General features: G+C 59.8%; 21 protein-coding genes and 1 tRNA gene. 10 read left to right on the top strand and 12 right to left on the bottom strand.

Features of this window, described 5'->3' with window-relative positions; all coding sequences use genetic code 11:
* The first annotated feature begins 262 nt into the window (after positions 1-262).
* On the top strand, positions 263-1270 hold the full coding sequence (locus H1B37_RS31325; RefSeq protein ID WP_182871229.1) for a Shedu immune nuclease family protein: 1008 nt from the start codon (positions 263-265) through the stop codon (positions 1268-1270).
* Positions 1271-1407: 137 nt separating this feature from the next.
* Here H1B37_RS31325 and H1B37_RS31320 read toward each other — a convergent pair whose 3' ends face one another.
* From H1B37_RS31320 to H1B37_RS31285, 8 genes are all read right to left on the bottom strand, one after another.
* Positions 1408-1773 (bottom strand): hypothetical protein, encoded by a 366-nt coding sequence (locus tag H1B37_RS31320; RefSeq protein ID WP_182871228.1) that lies wholly within the window; start codon positions 1771-1773, stop codon positions 1408-1410.
* A gap of 2 nt (positions 1774-1775) precedes the next feature.
* Positions 1776-2213 (bottom strand): hypothetical protein, encoded by a 438-nt coding sequence (locus tag H1B37_RS31315; RefSeq protein WP_182871227.1) that lies wholly within the window; start codon positions 2211-2213, stop codon positions 1776-1778.
* Positions 2180-2653, bottom strand: a complete 474-nt coding sequence (locus tag H1B37_RS31310; RefSeq protein ID WP_182871226.1) for a hypothetical protein — start codon at positions 2651-2653, stop codon at positions 2180-2182. Before H1B37_RS31310 ends, H1B37_RS31315 begins: the two co-directional genes overlap by 34 nt.
* A 44-nt stretch (positions 2654-2697) precedes the next feature.
* Positions 2698-3636: a hypothetical protein gene (locus H1B37_RS31305; protein WP_182871225.1), complete on the bottom strand. Its 939-nt coding sequence runs from the start codon at positions 3634-3636 to the stop codon at positions 2698-2700.
* A 257-nt stretch (positions 3637-3893) separates the two neighbouring features.
* Complete coding sequence (locus tag H1B37_RS31300; RefSeq protein ID WP_182871224.1) at positions 3894-4625, bottom strand: DUF4276 family protein; 732 nt, start codon at positions 4623-4625, stop codon at positions 3894-3896.
* A gap of 3 nt (positions 4626-4628) precedes the next feature.
* On the bottom strand, positions 4629-5798 hold the full coding sequence (locus tag H1B37_RS31295; RefSeq protein ID WP_182871223.1) for an AAA family ATPase: 1170 nt from the start codon (positions 5796-5798) through the stop codon (positions 4629-4631).
* Positions 5799-6024: 226 nt separating this feature from the next.
* Positions 6025-6097, bottom strand: a tRNA-Lys gene (locus tag H1B37_RS31290).
* Between the two features lie 67 nt (positions 6098-6164).
* Positions 6165-7724, bottom strand: coding sequence for an anthranilate synthase component I family protein (locus H1B37_RS31285; protein ID WP_286178426.1), 1560 nt, complete (start codon positions 7722-7724; stop codon positions 6165-6167).
* Positions 7725-8141: 417 nt separating this feature from the next.
* Between H1B37_RS31285 and H1B37_RS31280 the strand changes: the two genes are divergently transcribed.
* Complete coding sequence (locus tag H1B37_RS31280; protein WP_286178425.1) at positions 8142-8720, top strand: class I SAM-dependent methyltransferase; 579 nt, start codon at positions 8142-8144, stop codon at positions 8718-8720.
* A 179-nt stretch (positions 8721-8899) separates the two neighbouring features.
* Here the strand turns inward: H1B37_RS31280 and tsaD are convergent, their stop codons facing one another.
* Positions 8900-9922: a tRNA (adenosine(37)-N6)-threonylcarbamoyltransferase complex transferase subunit TsaD gene (tsaD, locus tag H1B37_RS31275; protein WP_182871222.1), complete on the bottom strand. Its 1023-nt coding sequence runs from the start codon at positions 9920-9922 to the stop codon at positions 8900-8902.
* A 106-nt stretch (positions 9923-10028) separates the two neighbouring features.
* Here tsaD and rpsL point away from each other — a divergent pair, with 106 nt between their 5' ends.
* The 3 genes from rpsL (at position 10029) to fusA (ending at position 13184) form a co-directional block, all read left to right on the top strand.
* Positions 10029-10394, top strand: a complete 366-nt coding sequence (gene rpsL, locus H1B37_RS31270; RefSeq protein ID WP_095742113.1) for a 30S ribosomal protein S12 — start codon at positions 10029-10031, stop codon at positions 10392-10394.
* A gap of 73 nt (positions 10395-10467) precedes the next feature.
* Positions 10468-10944 carry a 30S ribosomal protein S7 gene (gene rpsG, locus H1B37_RS31265; protein WP_182871221.1) on the top strand — a complete coding sequence of 159 codons (477 nt, stop codon included), beginning with the start codon at positions 10468-10470 and terminating at the stop codon, positions 10942-10944.
* 146 nt (positions 10945-11090) lie between these two features.
* A complete protein-coding gene (gene fusA, locus H1B37_RS31260) occupies positions 11091-13184 on the top strand; it encodes an elongation factor G (protein WP_182871220.1) in 2094 nt (697 codons plus the stop codon).
* A 251-nt stretch (positions 13185-13435) separates the two neighbouring features.
* Here the strand turns inward: fusA and H1B37_RS31255 are convergent, their stop codons facing one another.
* Positions 13436-14038 carry a hypothetical protein gene (locus H1B37_RS31255; RefSeq protein WP_182871219.1) on the bottom strand — a complete coding sequence of 201 codons (603 nt, stop codon included), beginning with the start codon at positions 14036-14038 and terminating at the stop codon, positions 13436-13438.
* Positions 14039-14111: 73 nt separating this feature from the next.
* A complete protein-coding gene (locus tag H1B37_RS31250) occupies positions 14112-14810 on the bottom strand; it encodes an ATP-binding protein (RefSeq protein ID WP_182871218.1) in 699 nt (232 codons plus the stop codon).
* A gap of 446 nt (positions 14811-15256) precedes the next feature.
* Between H1B37_RS31250 and H1B37_RS31245 the strand changes: the two genes are divergently transcribed.
* From H1B37_RS31245 to H1B37_RS31235, 3 genes are all read left to right on the top strand, one after another.
* On the top strand, positions 15257-17083 hold the full coding sequence (locus H1B37_RS31245; protein ID WP_182871217.1) for a cyclic nucleotide-binding domain-containing protein: 1827 nt from the start codon (positions 15257-15259) through the stop codon (positions 17081-17083).
* 75 nt (positions 17084-17158) lie between these two features.
* Positions 17159-17989, top strand: a complete 831-nt coding sequence (locus tag H1B37_RS31240) for a hypothetical protein (protein WP_182871216.1) — start codon at positions 17159-17161, stop codon at positions 17987-17989.
* A gap of 21 nt (positions 17990-18010) precedes the next feature.
* Positions 18011-20002 (top strand): cytochrome c3 family protein, encoded by a 1992-nt coding sequence (locus tag H1B37_RS31235; protein ID WP_182871215.1) that lies wholly within the window; start codon positions 18011-18013, stop codon positions 20000-20002.
* Between the two features lie 235 nt (positions 20003-20237).
* Here H1B37_RS31235 and H1B37_RS31230 read toward each other — a convergent pair whose 3' ends face one another.
* A complete protein-coding gene (locus tag H1B37_RS31230; RefSeq protein ID WP_182871214.1) occupies positions 20238-21272 on the bottom strand; it encodes a hypothetical protein in 1035 nt (344 codons plus the stop codon).
* 437 nt (positions 21273-21709) lie between these two features.
* Between H1B37_RS31230 and acnA the strand changes: the two genes are divergently transcribed.
* Positions 21710-24418 (top strand): aconitate hydratase AcnA, encoded by a 2709-nt coding sequence (gene acnA, locus H1B37_RS31225; RefSeq protein WP_182871213.1) that lies wholly within the window; start codon positions 21710-21712, stop codon positions 24416-24418.
* Between the two features lie 12 nt (positions 24419-24430).
* Positions 24431-24769 carry a tetratricopeptide repeat protein gene (locus H1B37_RS31220; protein WP_182871212.1) on the top strand — a complete coding sequence of 113 codons (339 nt, stop codon included), beginning with the start codon at positions 24431-24433 and terminating at the stop codon, positions 24767-24769.
* Positions 24770-24803: the final 34 nt, after the last annotated feature.

Genomic DNA, 24803 nt, shown 5'->3' with positions numbered 1-24803 from the left:
TTTCTAACCAATGTGGTACAAAGCGAAACCGTCATGAGAGTCCTCCCCGTAGTCGAGCAGCGAAATGTCGAAACCGGAGCCGCCTGAATCAGCGTCGTGCGAGAAATGCAAGGATGTAAAAGAACGGGATGATGTTCCGCATGTCATACGAAAGTGTGAATCTTGTGGGCGGGAATTGCGGATCGCGGAGCCTGGGAAACACGGAATTGGAATAAATGTCCGGAAGGGTGACCGGTTTGTAATCCCAGAGGGATTCATAACGTTGTCCCTTGATCCGCTTGAAACCACCGTGCGATCAAGCCGCGAGGGGCTCGACTCCCTTGCCTCGTCGGTATTCGTCGATGGAGTCATAGGAAGCGATGTCGACATCGAGAAAGAATTGAAGAAAGCCGAAACACTGATGGACGACTTGGTAAATCAGTCTCCGCTCGTAGCGCCGCTTGACGTGAACGACGCTGACGAAAATGCAAAAATCTTCGAAAAGCTAAAGTCTGATCACCGCTACACGGTCGAGTTCTGGGCTTGTCTCGCAGGGAATTTTTATGCATGGTCGAGGCAAGAGAGATCGGAAGAAAACATTCTGAAGGCAACTTGGGCGGCAGTATGCGCGGAACGAGCAAGGATGATGGTGCTCTTTAAACAGCACCTGGAGCGGGTTGTTTTCATGGGGCATTCTGTAAGGCGACTCCTGGACGTCCTCGACGTTTGGAAGGCGCACCAGGGCAATGCCGACGAAGAGTTCTGGCAAATCACGCTTGCAGAAAACGCGTACGTCTTGTCGCAGGTTTGTGCGGCCCCGCTCGTATTTATTGAGGAGAAGGCATACGTCGGAGGGATGACGATGGACGGCAAGAATGCTCGGCTCGTCGATTACGTCTTTTCGGTGGAGTCTTCTAGCGAAGCGATGCTGGTCGAAATCAAGACACCTGTTTCCAGGCTATTGGGGCCGAAATATCGCGGCATCTACAAACCATCCACGGAACTGGCAGGCGCCGTAGTGCAGGTAGCAAAATACCGGAACGAATTGATTGGAAATCTACAATCGATCAGTAAAGGATTGGGCAAGGAGATCAAGGCATTCGACCCACGGTGTGTCCTAATCATTGGCAATTTGCAGGCGCAGTTGGAAACAGACGAGAAACGCGAATCCTTTGAGTTGTTCCGCTCGAATTGCAAGGTTGAGATCATCACTTACGACGAACTATTTAGAAAGGTCGAGGTCTTGGCGGAGATCTTCGGGCTGACGAAGAAATCCAAATCTTCTAGCTGATGGTACGGCGGACCTACCTACGAGCAACATACGAAATCGATCATTCGGGCATCGATTTGCGCCCGCTTACCAAGGATTTACTGAATCGCAATCGCGTGGCCGCCATTTGGGCCGGATTCGTTGCGCTATCGGGAAAGTCACAGACAGTATTCCACGACCGGGATGTACAGACCGTACATGAATGCAACGATTAGAAGCGTGTCACCACCGATCGGTGTTCCACCAGCATGGTGAACGGTAACCGTGATTGCGTTGTCGTCGGAGTCGGTTGTTGCCACGAGGTCAGCGTCCCCGGTGGCGTCATCGTAAGACAGCTCGTAACAGTCACAGACCGCCTTGCCCAGCGTCGTCCCCACAATCGCCGGTATGCCAGTGGGCGGAGTCCGAACGAAGTAGGCATCGGTGTAGCCCAGCCCTTCGTCACCACTCAGCGCGTCCGGTGTGAGCGCGATTTGTTTCAGCCGCTTTGCGACTGCGAGATCGTTAAACCCGATTCCGGCCATCGCTACGCCTGCAAAAATGTGCTGAAATCGAGTTCGCCCTGCGGTTCAAATTCGATGTAGTCGGGCACTGACTGGTCCGCCTTCTTTGCCCCGGTGGCATCGACAAAAGTCTGGCTCGCGGTCCTGGGGTCGCCGCTCAAGTGCGGGACAAACTTTCCGCTGACGAGGTGTTTGTAATCGATCAGGGCCAGCGCCTTCTTCCATCCTTCGTTCAGCGGAAGGTGGGAAAGTGTGTAAGTCACCAGCGCTGCCGATGTCTCACCGCCGGACAACAACACGTCTACCTCGGTTGCTTCCACGTCCTGAATCAACCATTGGTATCGATCCTTCGACCTATACGTCCCGCTGTTGACCTTGAACTTCCGGGCCAACATCTGCTCGTACGTGATCGATGCTTCGTACTGTGTCAGCCGTACCTGAAGCGTCGGGATGCGCTCCATGACCGGTTCCGAAAAGTGCGCCCCGATGGCAAAAGAATCTTCTTCGGGGTGCTTGCTTTGTCCTCGTACAGGACTCGCTCGATTTCACCCAACGACGGCTGCTCTGTTGGCGCGATGTCCGTTATGTCGTCCGGCGGGTCGATCGGTTGGTTGTTCGACTCGGCGCGGTTCTTGTCGATCGAACGGTAAGCGGTCTGAACCTCCCATTGGTCCATCTTGGCCGGGTTTTGCTTTGCGGTCTTTTCCCGGCAGATCAAGTACGGGATCAGTTTGTTCCCGGCGGCGTAGACCGACCGGTTGACGATTGGCAGCCCGGTTGCCGTCATCACCGCGAACGGGTCTACATCTTTCGCCTTGTCGCTGCCGGTCGCCGAAACCGTCACGCGAAAGTCACGCGCCCAATTGATCGACAGGGAATCTTGCTGCCCCGCAAACTTCATGGACCGGCTGGTCCGTAGTTCTTTGACATCGAATGCGAATGCCACTACACCGCACCCCCTGTGTCGATTCCACTCACAGCCGATTCGACCCGACCGATGGCTTCGTTTCCGCGCTCGATCACTTCGTTTGTCTTTTCAATGGCCACTCGGATCGCCTTCAGCAGCGGCAACTGATCACCCTGTGCCTTGCCGATCTGTTTCACCATCATCGCTTGCGACTCGGCTACCCGCCGGATGTCCGACCGGCCTTCCGTCACGGTGCGTTTCGTTTCGTCCGCTGATCGTTGCGCCTCTTGAAGCCTTGTCGTCAACGTCGAATCACTGCCGGTCATCGTCGCGATGATCCCGGATAGACCGCTGTTTGCTTGCGGTGTTTGCGGGGCACCTCCCATGGTGGGAATGATCTTGGCGATGTTGTCCCGAATCGACCCCAGAACGCCAATCTGCTCCCCATGACGTCGGTTGATTTGTTGCGTTTCGGCGTTCTGCGCCTGTGCGATAGCCTGGAACTCCTCCCGACTGCCCTTCGATGCGCTCGGGGGTAAGCCAATCTCAATGGGGCCTGATTCACTGGCGAACTTTGAGACTCTATCCGTGACCGTGTCACGCAAGCCGGTGGCTGCCTTTGCGATGAATCCACCGATCCCGGCGAATGTGTCGCCGAACGTTGCCTTCGCGCCCTCGGTTGCTTCAGCGAGTTTCGCCTTCTGCTTGGCTGCTTCTTCGAACGCCACCCGCGATGCCGCAACCCGCTTGTCGACGTTATCGAAGAACGCTGTGATGCCAGAAGACGGGAGAGGTTTTCGCCAAGCCTCGTCTGCGGCCTTACGGGCCACTTCGGCTTGCTTGGCCATCTCTTCAGCGAACACACCCGTGAACGCGAGAGGGGCCGTCTCAACGCCTGGAATACGGTTCAGCATGTCGGCGATGGTCGTAGACAGCTTCTGCGTCTTGTCCGCCATCCACGCGAAGAACTCAGACACGTAAGCGCGAACCGATTTGTAAGCGTTGTTTGGTGCCATCCAACTAGTTAGCGTGTGCAGTGCGACTGCGATGCTGCAGCGCGTGCTAAGTTTTTTGCGATCACGTTGCGATTCGGTGCCGACAAATGTGATAGCTGGCGTCAGAGCGCGCTGATGCCACTCGGCCGGCGGGGCGATTTGAATGAGACGGCAACGGCTGGCGAATTGACTTAACGTGAGCGCGTCGCCGGTGTCGGTGGAGGAGAAGACAAGAACGTTTACGGGGTGTTCGGTTTCTCGGTGGCCGGGGCGTTACCATCACGAGCATTTTTGCCCAGCGATTCCAATGTTCTCAGCCACCGATCCAGCCAAGGACAACCAGCGTGTAGTGACGAAAGGCCTGCTGCCCGCGCCGCTTCGATCCCTCCAAATGCTTTGTCATAGGCCGAGAATAGTTCGTCAATTCGCTTGGACGGTTTCGTGTGATACGAGTCGTTGATGCGTTCGACATGGTCCTGCACGCCATCCTTGATCCTCGCCAGCTCAGCACCGCGTGCTCTGACGGTTTCCTCGTCGAAACAGCCCTCTGCAATCGACAACGATAGCGCCGTTGCTTCGTGATCGACGAATAACAAGGACTCGAATTCATGCAATGCTACGCAGGGATGAAATCTTCCAGCAAGTTCCGACAGATCCTCACGAAGCGATTGTTCAACGTACTGCCCACGATTGTCGATTGCCTGATTGGGTGCGTTCATCCGACCGGGCCACGATTGCGGCATTCCATAATAATCGACCAACATGCCGACATGCCTCTCCTGTCTTGCCGCGTGACGGCGTATCTCTTTTCGGTAAAGTTGCCAGGTACCGATTCCGGGCCGCTTTTTGCCAGCCTTGCCCGCCAGTGTTCCCGCAAAATGGATTCCGCGTGTGGCCAAATGGGAAGCAATGACCGTCTTGCAAAATTCACGTTCGGTTTGCCCCTCACAGACAACCAGCACCTCAATCATGCGTCAGCTCTCACTCGGTTCGGCGACGGAAGCGGGCGGGGATTGGATCTCTGCGTTGATCAGCCCCTTTTGCCATGCCTCCCCCAGCGTGTAATCCTGCAGCCATTGATCAAGCTGGGCAACGTCGAGTCGACGGAATCTTGAACAGCCCTGTTCATGATCGATGGTGATCACATCTTCGGCATCAAACTGCGACAGCATCGCGGGTGACTGCGTTGCGACGATGACCTGCATTCGTTTGGATGCTGACCGAATCAGGCCCCCCAGCAACGAAATCGCTTCTGGATGCAGCCCCAACTCTGGCTCGTCGAGAACGATCACCGACGGCGGATTCGGTTGCAAGAGCGCTGTGACCAGACAAAGAAAACGGATCGTGCCGTCGGACAAGTGCCCCGCGGTAAAGCGATACGAACTTCCATGCTGCTTCCAAATCAACTGGATCTGACCTTCAGCATCACCTCCCGCCTGAAGTAAATAATTGAACTGAATGGTATCAAGATACGGAGCGATTCGCCGGACCGTTGACAGGATCAGTTCAAACACTTGCGGATGATCCGCTCTCAGAAAATGTAGAAAAGCTGCAAGATTGCGAGCGTCGTACTCCAGTTGCTCGTTTTGCGCAACTCCAGACTTGCGGCGCATTCCGGCGGTGTGGCTCGTGTCATGGAAGTGATAGACGCGGATCCCCGTCAACGCCATCGCATCTCTCAATGACGCGTCTGGCAAACATGATTTGACGCCCTCAGGCCAATTGATCGGTTCGCCGATTGCAGATTCGAATGACCACTCCGAGATCTTTTTGGTCACAATCGAGGAGATCGGGGCAACGTATTCAGAGCGAACGACCAGCTTTTCGTCGCTCGTCGTTTCGAGACGAAACCGGTAACGCAAGTTGGCCGATTCGATCACTCCTTCGATCGTTTTGGTTTCCGAGGGGCCCCCGAAGAAAAATCCGTCGACGGGGCCATGCTTAACGACGAATCCTTGGAGCCGTCGGTTGCTCATTTCCGACAGCATTCGAAGAAAGCCGACAAGATTACTCTTCCCGGCTCCGTTTGCTCCGATCACAACGTTAAGCGATTTCAGTTCAAACCCATCCAGCAGGGCAATCGACTTGAAGCCTTTGATTGTGAGTTTGCGAATCAGCGGCGGGATGTGATTTTCTGTCGTCATAACCGCTTCCCTGAGACAGGTTGTGGCTCCGATTCCCTCACGTGCATTCGCCCGATCGCGTCTTCCGGTGCCACCATCATCGAACGAGGTCTCCCTGAGTCGGTGTCGGACCGACCGTAGCATCCGACGATCGCTCGATGCCGCGAAGTGCGTTGCGTTGCGTGCACAAAAAAAGCCGGGTCACATGGACCCGGCCTGTGGAATTGCGAAGTGGCCTGCTCCGCAGTACCCCCGGTAGGGCTCGAACCTACGACCCACGGATTAAGAGTCCGTTGCTCTACCAACTGAGCTACAAGGGCATCGTGTGCGATGACGGTTGTCGTCGCCACTTTCGTTAAGATATCGCGCCGGTTTCGATCGCACAAGTCAGACCGTTTCGGAGATTTTTGGGTTCGCCGAATGAGTGGCCGAAGACGCGATTTTTGTCGGGCTTGGTGGCGGCGGGGAGGGCAACGCGCGGAGCATTCCGGTCGCTTTGGCCCACGTCTCGGCTTCTTCGGCCGCCGGCTGGCTGCGGGCTGTGATGCCGCCGCCCACCGGGATTTGCAGCCGCCCGCCGGTCGCGGTGATCGTGCGGATCAGGATGTTGAAATCGGCCCCGCCGCCGCAGCCGAAGTAGCCCATCGACCCGCAATACGGACCACGCGGATTCCGCTCCAACTGGGCAATCGTCTTCATCGCTTCGATTTTGGGTGCCCCCGTTACGCTGCCGCCCGGAAAGCAGGCCCGCAACACGTCGACCGCGTCCACACCGTCGACCAAGTCACCTTCGACCACCGAAACCAAGTGTTGCACGAACTGGTACCGCTCGACCTCGCACAGCCGGCTGACCACCACACTCTCGTCCCGGCAGACCCGCGAGAGATCGTTGCGCATCAGGTCGACGATCATCACATTTTCCGCGCGGTCCTTTTCGCTGCGGAGCAGCTCGTCGGCCAGCTTCGCATCGGCGGCTTCATCACCGGTGCGGGGCACAGTCCCCTTGATCGGACGCGTTTCCACATGCCGGTCGCGAAGTTGCAGGAACCCTTCCGGCGAGGAACTGAGCACCTGGAAATCGCCGCCGTCGTAGAATCCCGCAAACGGAGCCGGGTTGGCGTCGCGGAGCCGGAGGTACAACGCGGCCGGATCGAGCGTCGAGGCGGTCGTCAACCGCTGCGCCAAGTTGACTTGGAAGGAATCGCCGTTGCGAATGCGATTGACAATTTCTGCCACCGCCGCGCGGAATTCTTTGCCGGTGAAATTACTGTGCAGGTCGTTGCGGCCGCGGTCCGGTGGATCAAACCGTCGCCTTTGCTGCCGTTGTTCCAGGGGTTTGGGTTGGACCGCGGAGATGAGATCACTGATCTGGTCGGCGCGTTGATTGGCCCTTTGGATTCGCGTGGCTGCGGAGCAGTGGTCCGCTTCGCCGGAATTAAAATCCTCGGCCGCAAAACCCTGGCAAATCAACCAGCCGCGGTTTTCGAAGTGATCGATGGCGATGACCCAGTCGTAGACGCCGAACGAAATCGCGGGCGTCGGCAGGTCGTCCAACTGGTGCTGATGACAGCCAGCCAGTTCGACCGGTTCCAGCCAACGCGCCGCTTCATAGCCGACCACGCCGACCAGTCCGCCTTGAAACGGCGGTAATGAAGCGTCCACGTCGCGCGGCAACGCGGTGACCAGACGGGAAAGTTCATCCCACGGATTCGGCTCGCCTGCGTACGCGACCAGTCGTTTGATCGGGGCCGCCGTCAAAAACGAGTAACGAGACAGCTGGCGGACAACATCGTCGACCGGTGACACCGGTGCCGCCTGCCCCGTCGCCGAGTCCAACCAGACGCGTCCCGGCAATCCGGACAGGGCCTGGAATAGATCGGCTGCATCCAGCCCCGACGGGAGTGGACGGACGACGGGCGGGCGAGACGATTGGGAATGCGTTGGCAAGAAAACGGAGGCGGTTGGCGAAGGGAAAGGTGGCCGGTCGGATTGTAGCTTGACGGGCTGGCAATGACCGCTCAACCGCAAATGTGTAGGGGCGGGGGCAGATCGGGGCGGGGCGGCAGAATGATTCGGGGCAGAATAATGGGGGCAAAACAATGGGGGGGATTGCGAGCGGGAAGCGTGAGGGCCTGTTGATTTAATTAAAATGAACAAGTTAGCGATTGGCCGATGGGCGTTAACCCCGGTTTTGTGGCGGCGAGAATCGCGGCTAGCGCCGTGCGGCTGATTCAATCAACAGGCCCGAGAGCGAGCGGCCCGTGCTTGATAGGGGGGAAGGCAAGATGATGGGGGCGGGTTTACGTTGTCTGGCCGATGCGGGATGATCCTGCTCCGTACCAACTCGATGGAGGTAGTGATCGCTTGCGAGAATCAATCACGTTTTTGAAGGAATTCGCCAAAGATCCGACCAAGGTCGGGGCGATCGCGCCCAGCAGCCCCGGGTTGGTTTCGGCAATGGTGGATTGGTTCGACTGGCCATCGATTCGCAGCGTTGTGGAATTCGGCCCGGGAACCGGCGTGTTTACCGAAGCGATCCTCGAGCGGCTGCATCCCGACGCGAAATTCTTTGCCATCGAACGCAGTGGCGAGATGGCCGCATTGACCCGGGCTCGATGCCCCGCCGCGACGGTGATCGAAGACAGTGCGACGAATCTGGGGGCGATTTGCGATGCCCAGGGGATGGGGGAAATCGATGCGGTGATTTGCGGATTGCCCTGGGCGTCGTTTCCCGAGTCGCTGCAAGCGGAAATCATGGACGCGATGATCGGTCGGATGTGTGAGGGCGGCCGATTCGCGACGTTCGCTTACTGGCAGGGCGTCGTGCTGCCTGCCGGACGGCGGTTTTCCAAGCGACTGACGTCCAGTTTCAGCGAGGTCGGACGCAGCCAGACCGTCTGGCGCAATCTGCCGCCGGCGTTTGTTTATCGCTGCGTGAAATGAATGGCGTCGCGACGCGCCCCCCATCATTCTGCCCCGAATCATTCTGCCATCCTTTCCTGGTCCCCGCCGAATTGGCAGCGCTCGGTGGCTTGGTGGAGAGGTAGGAAGATTTTGAAGGTAGGAAAATTGGCCAAATCGAATGATGGGGACTCTGACAAGCTGGAAGCTAACCCCACGTTTCAAAACCCGCGTTGCAGGCCGGCGGTGATGTCCAGGTCGAGTGACGCGAATTCGCCGCGACGGATTTTTTCCAGCGCGATCGCGCCCATGACGGCGTTGTCGGTGCACAGGTTCATCGGGGCGATGACCAGGTCGAACCGGTGTTTTTCGGCGGCGGATTGGAGGGCGGCACGGAGGGCCGGATTGGCCGCGACCCCGCCACCGACGATCAGGTGCCCGCAGCGGTGTTCGTTGACCGCGCGGACGGATTTGGCGACCAGCACGTCTACCACGGCGGCTTGAAATGACGCACAGATATCGGCTTTGGCCTGGTCGGAGAGCTCGATGTCGGAAAAATCCTTCACGCCCGGCGGGGCGATGCTGTAGCGGACCGCGGTTTTCAGTCCGCTGAAACTGAAGCGATAGCCGGGTTCTTTCAGCATCGAACGGGGATAGGTGTGGGCTTTCGGATCCCCCTGAGCCGCGAGCCGCGAGACCTCCGGGCCGCCGGGAAAGCCTAGATTCAGCATCGCGCCGACCTTGTCAAACGCTTCTCCGGCCGCGTCGTCGATCGTGCCGCCCAGATATTCCAGGTCCAGCGGGCTAGTGCAGTGGTACAAACTGGTGTGCCCGCCGCTGACGACCAATCCGATACAGGGGTAAACCGGGACGTCGCTGGCCATTTGGCAGGCGTACAGGTGGGCGTGCAAGTGATTGATCGCCACCAGCGGTTTTTTCCAGGCCACGGCCAGTGTTTTTGCGGCGACCACGCCGACCAGCAGCGATCCGGCCAATCCGGGCCGGTCGGCCACCGCGATCGCGTCCAGGTCCGCCCCCCGCACGCCGGCGTCGGTCAGCGCGGTGTCGATTACCGGTAAAATCCGCTCCACATGGGCTCGGGCGGCGACTTCGGGCACGACGCCGCCGAAGCGTTCGTGCAGGGTTTCCTGGGTCGCGACGCACTGGCCGAGCACGTCTCCGTCGGCAGAAATCACCGCCGCAGCGGTCTCGTCACAGGTCGATTCGAGTGTCAGAATGGGCATCGCCCAATCTTACCGCCCATCAGCCCTTGACACCAAGCGGTAGGGCACGATACTTGCACGCTTCCAAATACGGCAAGCAACGGATAAACGCCAAAACGACGACTCTATGCCCACCATCAACCAACTCGTCCGCAAGCGACGCAAACTGAAAAAACGCCAAAGTAAGTCTCCCGTTCTGGAGAAATGCCCTCAGAAACAGGGCGTTTGTCTTCAGGTGCGGACGATGACCCCCAAGAAGCCGAACTCGGCACTTCGAAAGATCTCGCGGGTCAAGTTGAGCAACGGCAAAGAAGTCACCGTCTACATTCCCGGCGAAGGTCACAACCTGCAGGAGCACTCGATCGTGCTCGTCCGCGGTGGTCGGATCCGTGACTTGCCCGGTGTCCGCTACCAGGTCGTTCGAGGGAGCCGTGACGCGTTGGGCGTCGAAGGCCGCAAGCGATCGCGCAGCCGCTACGGTGCCAAGAAATAGCACCGGCGCGAAAGCCGCTGGAAACATCGTCAATCAATACGCACAAACATCACTCGACATTTGAAAGTTTGAAATGGGACGGATCACCGCAAGTAAGAAGCAGCTCAAGGGCGACCCGCGTCACAATTCGTTGCTGGCCGGAAAGTTCATCAATTGCCTGATGCTGGACGGAAAGAAGACCGTCGCCCAAAAAGTCTTCTACGACGCGTTGGCAGAAATCGCGCGGCGTGGCGAGACCGAAGGCGACGAGCCGATCGAAGTCTTCGAAACGGCCGTGGAAAACATCAAGCCCTACATCGAAGTTCGCAGCAAGCGAGTCGGTGGTGCCAGCTACCAGGTTCCGATGCAAGTCAACCGCGCCCGTCAACAAAGCTTGGCGATCCGCTGGTTGCTCGAAGCCGTCCGCGACAAGAAGGGACGCCCGATGCACTTGAAACTGGCCGACGAAATCATGGCCGGTTACAAGAAGGAAGGCGTCGCGTACACCAAACGTGAAAACACCCACCGAATGGCCGACGCCAACAAGGCGTTTGCACACTTCGCGTGGTGATCGGTTTTCCGATCACCCACCGATGAACCAAGCCAACCGAAGCTCCTCCCAAACCGCGACACGGCAGCCACGCCGTGATCGCGGTTTTTTGTTCCCAACGTCCCCTGCTGATTCGCTCCCTGCTCTTTTTCGCCCCCTGATCAATCATGTCTGCCGACATCACGTTACTGCGCAACATTGGAATCATCGCTCACATCGATGCCGGTAAGACGACAGTCACCGAACGCATGCTGTACCTCAGCGGTGCGAAACACCGCGTCGGACGCGTCGACCACGGCACGACCGACACCGACGATGACCCTGAAGAACAGGAACGCGGGATCACGATCTTTAGCGCGTGTGTGAAGTACACCTGGGAAAAATACCAAATCAACTTGTTGGACACCCCCGGCCACGTCGACTTCACTGCCGAAGTCGAACGCTGCTTGCGAGTGCTGGACGGGGCGGTGGTCGTGTTTTCAGCCCGCGAAGGTGTCGAGGCGCAGAGCGAAACCGTTTGGCGGCAAGCCGATCGCTACAGCGTTCCGCGAATCGTGTTCATCAACAAAATGGATCGCGAAGGCGCCGATTTCGATTCGGTCTTCAATGACATCGGTCCCCGGTTGGGAGGCCGCCCGGTTGCGGTGGAATTGCCGGTCGGCCAGGGACCGACGCACGTCAACAACCCGTTCCGCGGCGTGATCGATCTGGTGGAGATGCGGTTCTTGCAGTTCGACCCCGAGACCGAAGGCAAGCAGGTCACCGTGACCGACGTCCCCGACGAATTGATGGACGACGCCCTGCTATGGCGCGAACAGTTGATCGAAACGGTCTGCGAGATCGACGAAGACGCGATGGCGTTGGTGATGGAGGACCAGGAGGTTCCGGTCGACGTGATCCGCAAGGCGCTGCGAAAAGGATGTATCGAACAAACCATCCAGCCGGTCTTGTGCGGGTCGGCGCTGCATGGGATCGGCGTCCAGCCGCTGATGACCGCCGTCGGACACTACTTGCCCAGCCCGCTGGATCGCCCGCCGGTCGAAGGTGTTAATCCCAAGAAAACCGACCAGCAACTGTCGCGCAAACCGGACCCGAACGAACCGTTCAGCGCGCTGGTGTTCAAGATTTTGCCGGCCAAGACGGGCGACAACTATTGGATCCGCATCTACAGCGGGCAACTGAAACAAAACTCGCGTGTCTATTGTCCCAACCGCGACAAGAAGGAAAACGTCGCCCAGTTGTGGCAGATCCATGCGTCCAAAAAGGAACGTGATGGGCAAACCGAATCACTGGCCGCCGGGGACATCTGTTGCGTGATCGGCCCGCGATTCGCCATCACCGGCGATACCCTTTGCGATTCCAAGGACCAGATCGAATTACCCAGCATCACGTTTGCCGACACCGTGCTGTCGATGGCGATCGAACCGGAGAACACGGGCGATCGCAAAAAGCTGGACGAGACGCTGGACATGCTGCGTCGCCAAGACCCGACGTTTCGCGCCGTCGACAACGAAGAGCTGGGGCAAACGATCATCAGCGGCATGGGCGAATTGCACTTGGAAGTGATCCAGCACCGGCTGACCCGCGATTTCGGATTGAACGTCAAATTCTACAAGCCGCGGGTGAACTATCGCGAAACGATCGGCGGAACGGCCGACGTGGTCGGCGTCTGCAACCGCCAGATGGGCGCGACGCAAATGTTCGCCCGCTTGAGTGTCCGGGTTTCACCGCTGGAGGACAGCTCGGCACCGGCGATCGTCTTTGACCGGCTGCCGGCCGATTCGTTGCTGCAGGGCGAGCCGCGGCACGCCGCGATCCAGGAGTTGCGTGACCGTGCCGAAGGCGGTGGTGTGCTGGCCGGATTCCCGCTGTCGGGTATCAAGCTGGAAGCCTATGACGCCGAGGTCAGCGAAGAAGGGGCCGAGGAGGTCGCGTTTCGAATCGCCGCCGGCGACGCCTTTGACAAAGCACTCGAAAAAGCCGGCCCGGTGTTACTGGAACCGATCATGAAGGTCGAAGTCACCACGCCGGAAGATTACATGGGCGAACTGGTCGGCGACCTGCAACAGCGACGCGCGTTGATCGCTGCGACCGAGACCCGTGGTGCGATGACCGTGATCACCGCCCACGCCCCGCTGAAAGAATTGTTCGGTTACTCCAGTGCCGTCCGCAGTCTCAGCCAAGGCCGCGCCGGCAGCAGCATGGAACCACTGGGCTATCAAGCGGCCCCCGAAGAAGACGCGCATAGTTTTCAGTTTTAATTCCGGCAAGGCATGGAGTGCATGCCAGCCGACATGGATGGGACGTCGACTTTATAAGTGACGGATTTGTACGTAGCGGAAGTCGCCAAGACTTTCGTGTTTCGGGTGCGGAAACGATTCTTCTAGCGCGGGCCCTCTCTGGCGTTTGCTTGCTGCGCAAACGCCCTCTCTCCCAGGGGGAGAGAATTTAGATGTGGGCCAAAGTTGCACTAATAGAATCGACGTCCCCCCGCGTAGGTGACGCGGCCCATTCACACATCCAGTTGATCCAGCTGGTCGATCAAGTTGTCCAGATGTTGATCCGATCGCGGCGCCGCGGTCGATGCGGGCTTAGCTGGTTGAGGCGGAGGCGTCGCCGGTGGAGAGGGTTTGGCCGCGGCAGCCTGATCGGGACGATCGGCCGTGTTCTGCTTGGTCGTTATCGGGTTGCCACCGCCCGGTGAAGCGAGCGAGACGGTTCGGACACTCAATGACGCCCGCAAGCGATCCAGTTCGGCGATGATCGCTTCGACGTCTTTGTGCTTGGTCAAATTAAACAGGAACAGCCGCCGGGGGGAGGTGCCGGGCGTGGCCTGTCCGTCCGGGTCGAGTTGATGAGGGCAACGCGTGCCGTGGAAATCGATGGCCGCCAGCGCCGCAACGATCTCCTCTTCCGAGCGCCAGTCGAGCACCGCCGAAGGCACGGTGATTCCGTCCAGCGTCATGCGGTCGGTCGAGTCGACGGCCAGCGAGTCGAATCGATCGACCAGCGTCAGATCCAGGCCGGCACGACCGATCAGGTTGCCGACCAAGGACTCCGCCAGACTGGCTGCCGATGCCGGCGGATTTTGAACGAGGATGACAGGCAGTCGCATGGATCAGAGCTGTGGGTGCGGGGGCAAAGCGGCAGGTCGTGGGCGAGCAGGGCGTGACGAAGCGACCTTCACGTCACCGGTGAAACTTGACTTCATGGGCATGGGCGTCTTCGACCATATCATACATCTCGAACCACAACTCCCTGACGTTGGTGGTCGCTGATAACCGTCGGTCTTTCAGATGACCGTCGATCATCTTGCGAAGTTCGTAGGGTGAATCCGACAGCAGGTCGTCGGCCAAGGATCGAATCAGTTTGGGATTCGAACGGGTTTCGTGCAACACGGTCCAGCCCGGCATGCGGTAATGGGCGGTGGCCAGCAGCGTCAGTTTGCGATTGGCCGCCGACCGGGCCACACGCAACCTGGCAACATGAGTCATCTGTTCCCAGCCGTCGACCACCAACAGTCCGTCTTGGGGCAGTTCCGCCAGTCCGTCGCGGACCCGTTTGCCGGCCCGAAACCGCTCCGCCAACCGCTTGCGCAACCCCATCGAAGGGTCGTTGCTGAGTTGGTGAAACGCGACTTGCGGGTAACTCCGCTGCAGCTTGGGCAGAAACGTGTGCAGCAGCGTCGATTTGCCGGTGCCGTGCGGCCCGACGATCAGCGCGCGTCGGGTCGTCCGCAACTTTGCCAACAGCGATTCCAACTGCTGGTCCACGTTGTGCGGATTGGTCGCGTTGCTGCCGTGCGAGAACCGATACACCACCTGTGAGGGCGCAACGAACGACGTCGAAAAGGGATTCGTGGGCTGGAATTCAAACGCTGGCTTCAAGGAACGCTCTCTCGATCGTCTTCGGGAACAAGGAATCACCGAGCCCCTGGTGGTATCGTAGCGGAAGTCGCCAAGACTTTCGGTAGGACACGCCGTCACAGTATAACGCGTATGGCCCCGGTCGTTTATCGCCGCTCACGCTGCGGGTTTCCAAGTCGGCTAAACCAATCGGACGTGACTGCATTGACGTAGCTACGCTCGCCAGAGCGTGGAAAACCCTTGGGACCACCTTCTGGCGAAGGTAGCTACATCGGAACGATGATTCGCGATGATTGTCGCACAAAACGCTGCCTTTTCCTTTCCAAGTCGCCGCCGCCGGCTGAGCGGACGGCCGCCCGGAAGGTCCGTCGTAGCGGATCTTACCAGGGTGCCTCACCCCCCCCAGCCATCGCGATGTCCCTGATTGCGCTTGACCTTGGGATTTGCCACGGGCTATCGAAAGGTCGATGGAATCCGCCGAGACAATTCCCGTGCAGCGTCCCAGCCGATGGGACGAACCGCTGGACGCATCGATGACCGATGCCGATGTCGCTTGGCTGCGCACTCGGGGCCCTTTCAACCAAATGGACCAATCGGCGTTCCCCAAGGCGACGCCGCTGACGGGGATCCTGCGCCATGATTGTCGTCTTCGTCGTGTCGAGCCCGGTGAAGTGATCGTGCGTGAAGGGGACTATGGAAATAGCGCCTTCCTGGTGATCACCGGCAACGTCCGCGTGCTGGTCGATTCATTGACCGAAACGCAACTCGGCCGCCAACCGACCCGGTCGATCGGCTGGGGCGAAGCACTGACGCGATTCTTGCGACGATCGCCGCACCCGGAAACCCGGACGCCCGAGCAGGTCAGTCTGAACGCCGCCGGCGGCGGCCACCAATCCATTCGCCGCGTCGACGATCACCCGGCGATCTTTTTGCAAGACATCGACGGCGTGCTGCGACGGCACGAGAGTGTTTCTTTGGGGCCGGGCGAGTTGTTCGGCGAAGTCGCGGCGATGTATCGTTCACCACGCACGGCCACGGTGATCGCCGAAACCGAAGCGGCATTGGTGGAGATCCGTTGGCAGGGACTTCGTATCCTGCGTCGCGACCGACGGTTTGCCGACACCTTGGAACAACATTACCGCCGCCACTGGTTGCCCGTTCATCTGCGTGAAATCCCCCTGCTACGGTACTTGCCCGAAGAAAACATGCAGCGGGTGATCCAGGCGACGGAGTTGCGATCCTACGGCCGGATGGAATGGAACGCCGACTATCGCAAAACGCGTCAGTTGCACCCGGCCGAACAAATCGCCTCCGAACCCCTGGTCGTCGACCAGGGGCAATTGCCGACCGAGTTGATTGTGGTGCGGAGCGGGTTCGGGCGAATGTGCGTGCGCCACGGAGCCGCTCATCGGACGGTCGCCTACCTGGGCAAGGGACATCTGTTCGGAATCGACGAGATCGCATTCAACGCGATGCGGCCCGAATCGATGAGCGCGCTGCTGTATCAACACTCGCTTCACGCCGTCGGGTTTCTCGATGCGCTTGCGATCCCGATCGAAGTCTTTGCGACGGAGGTCTTGCCTCATATTCGCAAGTCGGAATTGCCCGAATCGGCCCAGGCCTTGCAACGTTCCTTTACCGAAAAACGCAAGGATCGACGCCGCCATCGCAGCGACCAGCGAAGCGAGCCGGCGGCCAGTTTTTCACACGATCCGTCACAGGATGTCCGGCATCCAACCGGCGTCAGTTTTGAATCGACCAGTTTGCTGGAATTCGTCGTCCAGCATCGATTGAATAACGGCCGCGATGCGATGGTGATTGATTTGCATCGTTGCACCCGCTGCGATGATTGCGTGAAGGCTTGCGGGGACGTGCATGACGGCAACCCGCGTTTCGTGCGTCAGGGCGCCGTTCACGATCGGCTGCAATTCGTCCAAGCCTGCATGCACTGCAGCGATCCGGTGTGCATGATCGGTTGCCCGACCGGAGCGATCGCGCGGGACCAAAACACCGGTGTGGTGTCGATCCACGATTCGATCTGTGTCGGTTGCGGCGTCTGTGCGGCGGCCTGTCCGTATGAGAACATTGCGATGGCCGAGGTCGTCGACCGGAAAGGCCGACCGTTCGTCGACCAAGCGAGCGGACGGGCGATCCGTAAAGCGACGAAATGCGATCAATGCAGCGGATTGCCCTCGGGGCCGGCCTGCGTCGCCGCCTGTCCACACGACGCACTGGTCCGAATCGATTTGAGCGAGTCGCCGCCACTTTCTCACTGGTTGGAAAAGCGGGGATAAGCAGATGCGGGGCTACGTCAACACCGCTTGCGACAGCGAGGGGCGAAACCGAACCGAGTCACGGGGGAGGCACGCTTGAATCCTTCGCAAGGTCCCAGTTTGAAATTGCGCCGAACGATCGCGCTCTCAGCGACCTTGGTCGTGATCGCGGTCTTTTGGGGGATCGCCGAGTGGGAAGCCGCGCGATTGGGAAGGCCTGCATTTTTCACCGGGTTCACGTTGCTGAGCGGACTGGTGATTTTAATGTTGCTCGGTGTGCGACGTCGTTTACCGTTTTGGCCTTTGGGCAGCGTCAGCACCTGGACTCAGATCCATCTGTACGTCGGTCTGTTCACAACGGCAATCTATGTCGTTCATGTGCCTGTGCTGATCGCCGGCGGCATGTTGGAGTCGTTTTTGTCAATTGTGTTTTTGATGGTCACGGCGAGCGGGTTCTATGGGATTTACGCCAGTCGGACGCTGCCGAAACGATTGACGGCGGTCGAAGGGCAACATCGATTTGATCGAATCGATTGGGTGCGTCATCAGATCGCCGCGGCGGCGGAGAAGGCATGTCAGCAGATTTCCGAAGCGTCGGCCAAACAGGTGTTACAGACCTTCTATCAACAGGCCTTGTCGCCTTTTTTTGTCAGTCGGCCGTCGGTTGCTTACGTGATCGCGCCCAACGGCAATCGTCGCCGCCAACTGCTGGGCGACTTGAAGGAACTGGATCGCTACCTGGAAGACGAAGGCAGACGCGTTGCGGGCCAGTTGGCGGCGCTGGTCCGGCGGCGTGACGATTTGGATTACCAATTCGCGCTACAGTTGCGTCTGCGTTGCTGGGTCGTGTTTCATTCGCTTTTGTCGCTGGTGTTGTTGGCTGCGGCGCTGGTCCACATGCTGGTCGTGTTGCAGTACATCGGTTGAGAACGGAATTGAAACGAATCCATGCGACGTGACAATCTGGAAATCGGACCGCCCCCCCGAGACGATCGCCCGGGCGATTCGTGGATGCCGGCCGTCGCGACCGACGGATCGGGTGATGACATGCGTGTCCGCACTTGGATGGGGCGTCGTCGCCGCTGGAGCACCATCGTTTTGGCGACCGTCGCGGTGGTCACGCTGTTGACAGTGAGTTTTGTTCCGCGTGCCACGCTGCTCGAACCCGGTGAACTGTCGACGCCGCATGCCCAAGTTCTCTCCGGCGTTGCATCAAGCGATGCCTGTGCCGCCTGCCATCACCAAGCCGCGGTGTCGCCCTGGGCCTGGTTTCGTTCGGCAAGCGACGCCCATGCCGGCGTCACACAATCGGATCTGTGCATGGATTGCCATCACCGCACGATCGCTCCGAATCTGGCCTACGCGGCGCATAATCTGCCGCGATCGGTCCGCGATCAAATGACCGAGACGATTCGGTTGGCGTCCAAGCGTTCCGACGGTGGCGACAGCGGATTCTTACCGCGGTTCATTCCCGATACCGCCGTCGACCAAAACAACGTCGCTTGCGGGACCTGTCACAGGGAACACCATGGCGCCGACGCCGACTTGCTGGCGCTCTCCAACACTCAGTGCCAAACCTGTCACAGCAAACGGTTCGGGGCGTTTCCCGAGTCGCACCCGGATTGGTCCGAGTGGCCGTATGGTCGCGGCGGAGTGATCGCGTTCAACCACGCCACCCATCAACAAACCCACTTTCGTGCGTGGAAGTCGGGGACGAAGAAGTTCGACTGCACCACGTGCCATCCCGATGTCGCCCAGAAGCGTGGTGCACCTTCGGCCGCGCGCGGTGAACTGGCTCGCGTGGCAAGCTATGAAGACAGTTGCATGGCGTGTCATGACGAATCGATGAACGTGCTGGCCGGAAAAGGAATCGATTTCCTGGCGCTGCCGACGTTGCCGCGTGATGCCTTGACCGGTGTGGAAGGTTGGCCGGACGCGGCGAGCGGGTATCCCGACGGTGTGCTCTCGCCGCTGGCGGAGTTGATGCTGCGTGCCGATCAGGCGGTCAGCAGTGCCGTGCATAAGATACCGGCGGCTGATGTCAGTCGCTTGGAGAGCGACGCCGATCAAACGGCAGATCAACTGCGTCGCTTGGCGCGGGGGTTTCAAACGTTAATCGATGAAGTCGGCCGAAGCGGTCAGTCGGTGATGCGGCAGCGGTTGTTGAATCTGGGGATCTCGCCGGGGCCGTTCGATGCAGTGCTGCGTTCGTTGCCGCCACAATTGATCGAATCGGCGGGGAGGAGTTGGTTTTCGCAGCAAGACGCGACGGCGTTACCGAGCGCGACGCTTGCCCGACCGCGCTCGAGGGTACGTTTGGTCGGGGCCGACGATGAAGATCTGCTGGGATCGGATCTGCTGGGGGATATAAGCGATGGCGATTTATTGTTGGGGGATCCACTGGCTGAGGGTTCACTGGCTGTTCCAGACGCCGATCCGTCGCCCCGCACCACGCCGACCAACGCGTCGGACTTGGTGCGACGGGGCGGGTGGTTCCGCGATGATCAACGTTTTGCCGTCAGCTATCGAGGGCACGGGCACGCCGACCCGGTGATGGTTGGCATGATCGAGACGTTTGCCCAGCTGTCCGATCATGACCCGTTGAAGCAGCGGTTCTTTGAGCTGCCGTTTGTGGTCGCCTGTGTTTCCTGTCACAGTGGGGCGAGCGCGATATCGGCGGCTTGGAACGCTTCCGATCTGGTCGGCCGGCGTGGGGAGTTCACGAAGTTCTCCCACGGCGCGCACCTGAACGTTTCCGCTCTGGCCGATTGCGTCCATTGCCACCAGGTCCGAGATCAAACTGCCCTGGGGGATCAAGACGTTGTGTTCGCCGGCGCCGACTTTCAACCACTGCCGCGACAATCCTGTGCAGCCTGTCACAACGCCAAGGCGGCCGGCGACGCCTGCACCCAGTGCCACCGCTATCACATCGGTCCCTAGCGGTCAGCGCCACTTTGGCGTAGCTACGCTCGCCAGAGCGTGGAAAACCCGTGGATCCACCTTCTGGCGAAGGTAGCTACGTTCGACCGGCGATTCACGGTGTTTTTGGAGCAAAGTAGCGCTGTCCAGCTAATCTTCCACTGCAGCGCGATGTTCGGGTAGCCGACGCGTTTGAAGTGTCGCCGTGTTCGGAGAGGACGGCGACTGTCCAGCCCAACCCCCGCGGACGAGGCGACTACCGCGAGGGGCGGTAGGGCGCCAGCACGCGTCGGCTGGTCATCGGTCGCAGCTGGACCGGTTCTTCGTGGCTGACCGGGCGGAGCGGAGCGACTGCATGGTTCGCCCGCCGCAGCCCGCTGCCGACCGCTTGCTCGGGTTTGTCGGCGATCTGCACCGAGCGTCGGGGCGTCGGGTAGACCGGTAGATATTCTGGCGTCATTGCTTTGCTCGCGCGTTCGAGCATCGGGCGGATGGAACCATATTGACGCATCAACTGCGCCGCATCTTCCTTGAACGGATCGTCCAAGTCATCCAACGCGTCGAAGATCGATCCTTCTTTCTTCGGTTGTGGCTCGGGCTCTGCCGGAGGCATCGGAAACGAATCCGGTACCGCGTTCTCCGGTTCGGGAAGCGTCCGATCGGGCGACTCGACCGGCGACGCTTCACTCGGAACGGTTCGCGGCGGCAGCGGTTCGGTGGGAGCCGGGGGCAGCGTCGTTGGAGGTGGTTGCACGGGCGCGGCCTTGGGCGGCGCGGGGGCCAGCGAAGGCGCGCTCGGCAGCGGCGGTGTTGTTGCTGGAGGCAGAGTTGCTGGAGGTCGGGCCATCGGTTTGGCGGTCGGCGGCGCGGGGATCGGCTGTGGGACGATCGCCCCATGCGGGCCCGATGGAGTGCGGGCACCCAGACCCATCATCCAGGGGGCAGAATCACATCCGCCGTCACAAGACGTCGTGGTGCAGGCGGAGTTACCACATTGCTCCAGCCCCAGCAGTTTTTCGATTCCGCCGGCAACCGTATCGAGTGTCGTGTAGATCGGATTTTTCGCCAGCCTTCCCGATCCGTCACAGGAACCACAATCACACCGGGCTTGGCCGCTGGCGGGGGGGCATACACGGCATGCCGTTTCGCCAGCCGTTGCTTGGGGCGAGGCGAGAACGGAAACCGCCGAGACGCCCGACAACAGGCTGCCCAGCAAGACGGCTTTGGCCGACCGACAGCGGCGTCGTTGGGGCAGTGTAATTGGCCGGGTCAGTGGGGAGTTCAAACTCATAGGTCTCAACGTCTCGCGTTTCAGCGGAAAGCCATCGGGGATTCAGTCCTTCATCGCAATCATTCTTCGGCGCGACAGAATCCGAACGATCAAGAGAATCGGCACGTCCGATAGAGCGAACGCAAATTGCCCAGTTTGTCAGCTGTCGAAGGGGACTGATTTTCTGAATTCGCCGACGATGGGCGGTTGCGGAGCGGCCAAGGCGATTGGGCGGCGGAGCAATCTTGGCGGGGTTCTCGCGTTTTGGGCGATCGCTGTCCCCGAAACGGGGATCTGAGGCGGACTGCGGTGCCTTGGCGGCCGCAAGCGAGACCGATCGGCCGATGCAACCGACTTGGGCCGGGACGGCCTGTCGCAGGGGCGATTTATTCTGGGTAAAACGATAGACTGTGCGCGTTGACAGTTCCCATTCCGTTTTGAACGCAGAGACACCCGCAGTGAGTTTTGACCCGTTTAGCGTCCGCGACCAATTTGAAACCGGCAGCGGAGCAGCCACCATCTACCGGCTCAGCAAGTTGCAAGACGCCGGACTCGGACAGATCGATCGGATGCCTTTTTCGATTCGAGTATTGCTCGAAGCGGTCTTGCGCAACTGCGACGGATTTTCGGTCAGCGAAGACGACGTGAAGAATCTGGCTGCTTGGAACGCCGCCTCGCCGGCCAAACAGGAAGTGCCCTTCAAGCCCTACCGTGTCGTGCTGCAGGACTTTACCGGCGTGCCGGCGGTCGTCGATTTGGCAGCGATGCGTTCGGCGATGCAACGCATCGGCGGTGACCCCAACAAAATCAATCCGTTGATCCCCGTCGACCTGGTGATCGACCACAGTGTTCAAGTCGACTTTTTCGGCAGCGAAGCCGCATTGGGGCAAAACGTCGAAATCGAATTCGAACGAAACCGCGAGCGTTATGAATTCTTGCGCTGGGGGCAGCAAGCCTTTGACAACTTCCGCGTCGTTCCGCCCAACGTCGGGATCGTTCACCAGGTCAACTTGGAATACCTGGCTCATGTCGTCGCGATTCGCGATACCGGCGACGGCCCGGTGGCCATGCCCGACACGCTGGTCGGCACGGACAGTCACACCACGATGATCAACGGCCTGGGCGTCCTCGGCTGGGGAGTCGGCGGGATCGAAGCCGAAGCCAACATGCTGGGCCAGCCCTTGTACATGTTGATGCCCGAAGTCATCGGATTCGAACTGACCGGCAAACTGCCCTCGGGTGCGACGGCGACCGACATGGTGCTGCGAGTCGTCGAACTGTTGCGTGCCGAAGGAGTGGTGGGCAAGTTCGTCGAGTTCTTCGGCAGCGGGATGAACGCGATGAGCGTTGCCGACCGAGCCACGATCGCCAACATGGCGCCCGAGTACGGCGCGACGATGGGCTTCTTCCCCGTCGACGATGTCACGCTGACTTACCTGCGTCAAACCGGTCGCTCCGAAGCCGGTGTTCAGTTGGTCGAACGGTACTGCAAAGAACAAGGGTTGTTCCACACCGACGACAGCCCGACGCTGAACTACACCAAGACCTTGTCGTTGGACTTGGGGACGGTCGAGCCGAGTCTGGCGGGACCGAAGCGTCCTCAAGACCGGATCTCGCTGGCCAACATGAAGTCGGCGTTCCACGACGCGTTGACCGCGCCGATCGGCAAGACCGGGTTCGGGCTCGATGCGAGCGAATTGGATCGCAAGGGCACGATCCAGGACAACGGGCACAGCAGCCAGATCGGCCACGGTGCGGTGGTGATCGCGGCCATCACGTCGTGCACCAACACCAGCAACCCGTCGGTGATGATCGGCGCGGGACTGTTGGCCAAGAAAGCAGCCGAGCGCGGGTTGAAAGTTCCCGCGCATGTCAAAACCAGTTTGGCACCGGGATCGCGCGTCGTCACCGAGTACTTGGACAAAGCCGGACTGACCGAACCGCTCAAGACACTCGGCTTCCATACCGTCGGCTACGGCTGCACGACCTGTATCGGCAACAGCGGCCCGTTGCCCGCACCGGTCGCCGGCGCGATCGAATCGGGTGACCTGGTCGCCTCGGCCGTGCTCAGCGGCAACCGGAACTTCGAAGGCCGCGTCAACCCGCTGACCCGAGCCAACTACCTGGCCAGCCCGCCGCTGGTGGTTGCCTACGCCTTGGCCGGAACGACCGACATCGATCTGGTCAACGAGCCGTTGGGCAAGGACCCCAAAGGCGAAGACGTCTACCTGAAAGACATCTGGCCGTCGGCCGAAGAGATCCTGGACACCATCCACACCTCGATCGATCCCGAGATGTTCACGCGGCAATACAACGAAGCCGTCGCCGGGAACGAATTGTGGAACGCGATCGAAGCAGCCGAGGGGGCGATTTATCCGTGGAGCGATGAGAGCAGTTACATCCATCATCCGCCCTTCTTGGATCATGTCTCCGGCGACGCCGTGCCGGCGATCGGCCCGATCGAAGGTGCTCGGTGCTTGGTGCTGCTGGGCGATTCGGTCACGACCGACCACATCTCGCCGGCCGGTGCGATCGCCTCGGACGGACCTGCCGGAAAGTTTCTGCAAGAAAGTGGGATCCCGATCAAGGAATTCAACAGTTTCGGATCGCGACGCGGTAACGACTTGGTGATGGTCCGCGGCACGTTTGCCAACATCCGGATCCGCAACCAACTGGCACCGGGAACCGAAGGCGGCGTGACGCGGCACCTGCCCAGCGGCGAGGTGACCAGCATTTACGACGCGTCGATGCGGTACCAGAAAGACGGCACCCCGTTGGTCGTGTTGGCCGGGACCGAGTACGGGACCGGCAGCAGCCGCGACTGGGCGGCCAAGGGCACGATGTTGTTGGGGGTCAAGGCGGTGATCGCGGCCAGCTACGAGCGGATCCACCGCAGCAACCTGGTCGGCATGGGCGTCCTGCCGTTGGAATTCGCCGACGGAAAAACGTGGCAATCGCTCGGCTTGACCGGCGAAGAAACGTTCTCGATTCCCGACCTTTCGGACGACCTGGAGCCCCGCAGCACGATCCCCGTCACGGCGACCGCCGACGACGGCACCGTCACCACCTTTGACTGCATCGTCCGGATCGACACCCCGGTCGAATTGCAGTATTACCGCAACGGCGGCATCCTGCCGACCGTTCTCCGAAACCTGGCCCAGGCATAATTTTTTCAAACCATGAGTGATATTCACAGCCAATACAACGACGTCGAAAAACTGATCGACGACGAGAAGTTCAGCGAAGCGATCGAGGGTTTGAACTCGATCCTTGAACAAGACGGTTCGTTTGTGCTCGGGCATTTGGCGCTCGCCCGCGTCTACACCAAGACGGGGCAACACGCCGAAGCGATCCAGCACGGTGAGAAAGCGTGTGAGCTGGAACCCAATGACCCGTTCAACTTCACCGCCATGAGCGTGACGTACCAGCGGGCGTGGGCGGGCACCCAGGACCAGCAATACATCGCCAAAGCCGAAGACGCGATGGCCAAGGCACAAATGCTGCAATCCCAAGCCTAGTGCCCGCGGCAAATGTAGAACCGTTGTCCTCAAC

This window comes from Stieleria mannarensis (assembly GCF_014154935.1).
Classification (GTDB): domain Bacteria; phylum Planctomycetota; class Planctomycetia; order Pirellulales; family Pirellulaceae; genus Stieleria; species Stieleria mannarensis.
Note: the sequence above shows the minus strand (reverse complement) of the source record. Positions and strands in the feature narration are given on the sequence as shown.

Excerpts from the sequence above, each read along its gene's own strand:
- H1B37_RS31300 (WP_182871224.1), bottom strand. The coding sequence starts at position 4,625 with ATGATTGAGGTGCTGGTTGTCTGTGAGGGGCAAACCGAACGTGAATTT.
- H1B37_RS31320 (WP_182871228.1), bottom strand. The coding sequence starts at position 1,773 with ATGGCCGGAATCGGGTTTAACGATCTCGCAGTCGCAAAGCGGCTGAAA.
- fusA (WP_182871220.1), top strand. The coding sequence starts at position 11,091 with ATGTCTGCCGACATCACGTTACTGCGCAACATTGGAATCATCGCTCAC.
- H1B37_RS31255 (WP_182871219.1), bottom strand. The coding sequence starts at position 14,038 with ATGCGACTGCCTGTCATCCTCGTTCAAAATCCGCCGGCATCGGCAGCC.
- H1B37_RS31230 (WP_182871214.1), bottom strand. The coding sequence starts at position 21,272 with ATGAGTTTGAACTCCCCACTGACCCGGCCAATTACACTGCCCCAACGA.
- H1B37_RS31220 (WP_182871212.1), top strand. The coding sequence starts at position 24,431 with ATGAGTGATATTCACAGCCAATACAACGACGTCGAAAAACTGATCGAC.
- tsaD (WP_182871222.1), bottom strand. The coding sequence starts at position 9,922 with ATGCCCATTCTGACACTCGAATCGACCTGTGACGAGACCGCTGCGGCG.
- rpsG (WP_182871221.1), top strand. The coding sequence starts at position 10,468 with ATGGGACGGATCACCGCAAGTAAGAAGCAGCTCAAGGGCGACCCGCGT.
- H1B37_RS31295 (WP_182871223.1), bottom strand. The coding sequence starts at position 5,798 with ATGACGACAGAAAATCACATCCCGCCGCTGATTCGCAAACTCACAATC.
- H1B37_RS31315 (WP_182871227.1), bottom strand. The coding sequence starts at position 2,213 with ATGGAGCGCATCCCGACGCTTCAGGTACGGCTGACACAGTACGAAGCA.
- H1B37_RS31235 (WP_182871215.1), top strand. The coding sequence starts at position 18,011 with ATGCGACGTGACAATCTGGAAATCGGACCGCCCCCCCGAGACGATCGC.
- H1B37_RS31310 (WP_182871226.1), bottom strand. The coding sequence starts at position 2,653 with ATGAAGTTTGCGGGGCAGCAAGATTCCCTGTCGATCAATTGGGCGCGT.
- H1B37_RS31245 (WP_182871217.1), top strand. The coding sequence starts at position 15,257 with ATGGAATCCGCCGAGACAATTCCCGTGCAGCGTCCCAGCCGATGGGAC.
- rpsL (WP_095742113.1), top strand. The coding sequence starts at position 10,029 with ATGCCCACCATCAACCAACTCGTCCGCAAGCGACGCAAACTGAAAAAA.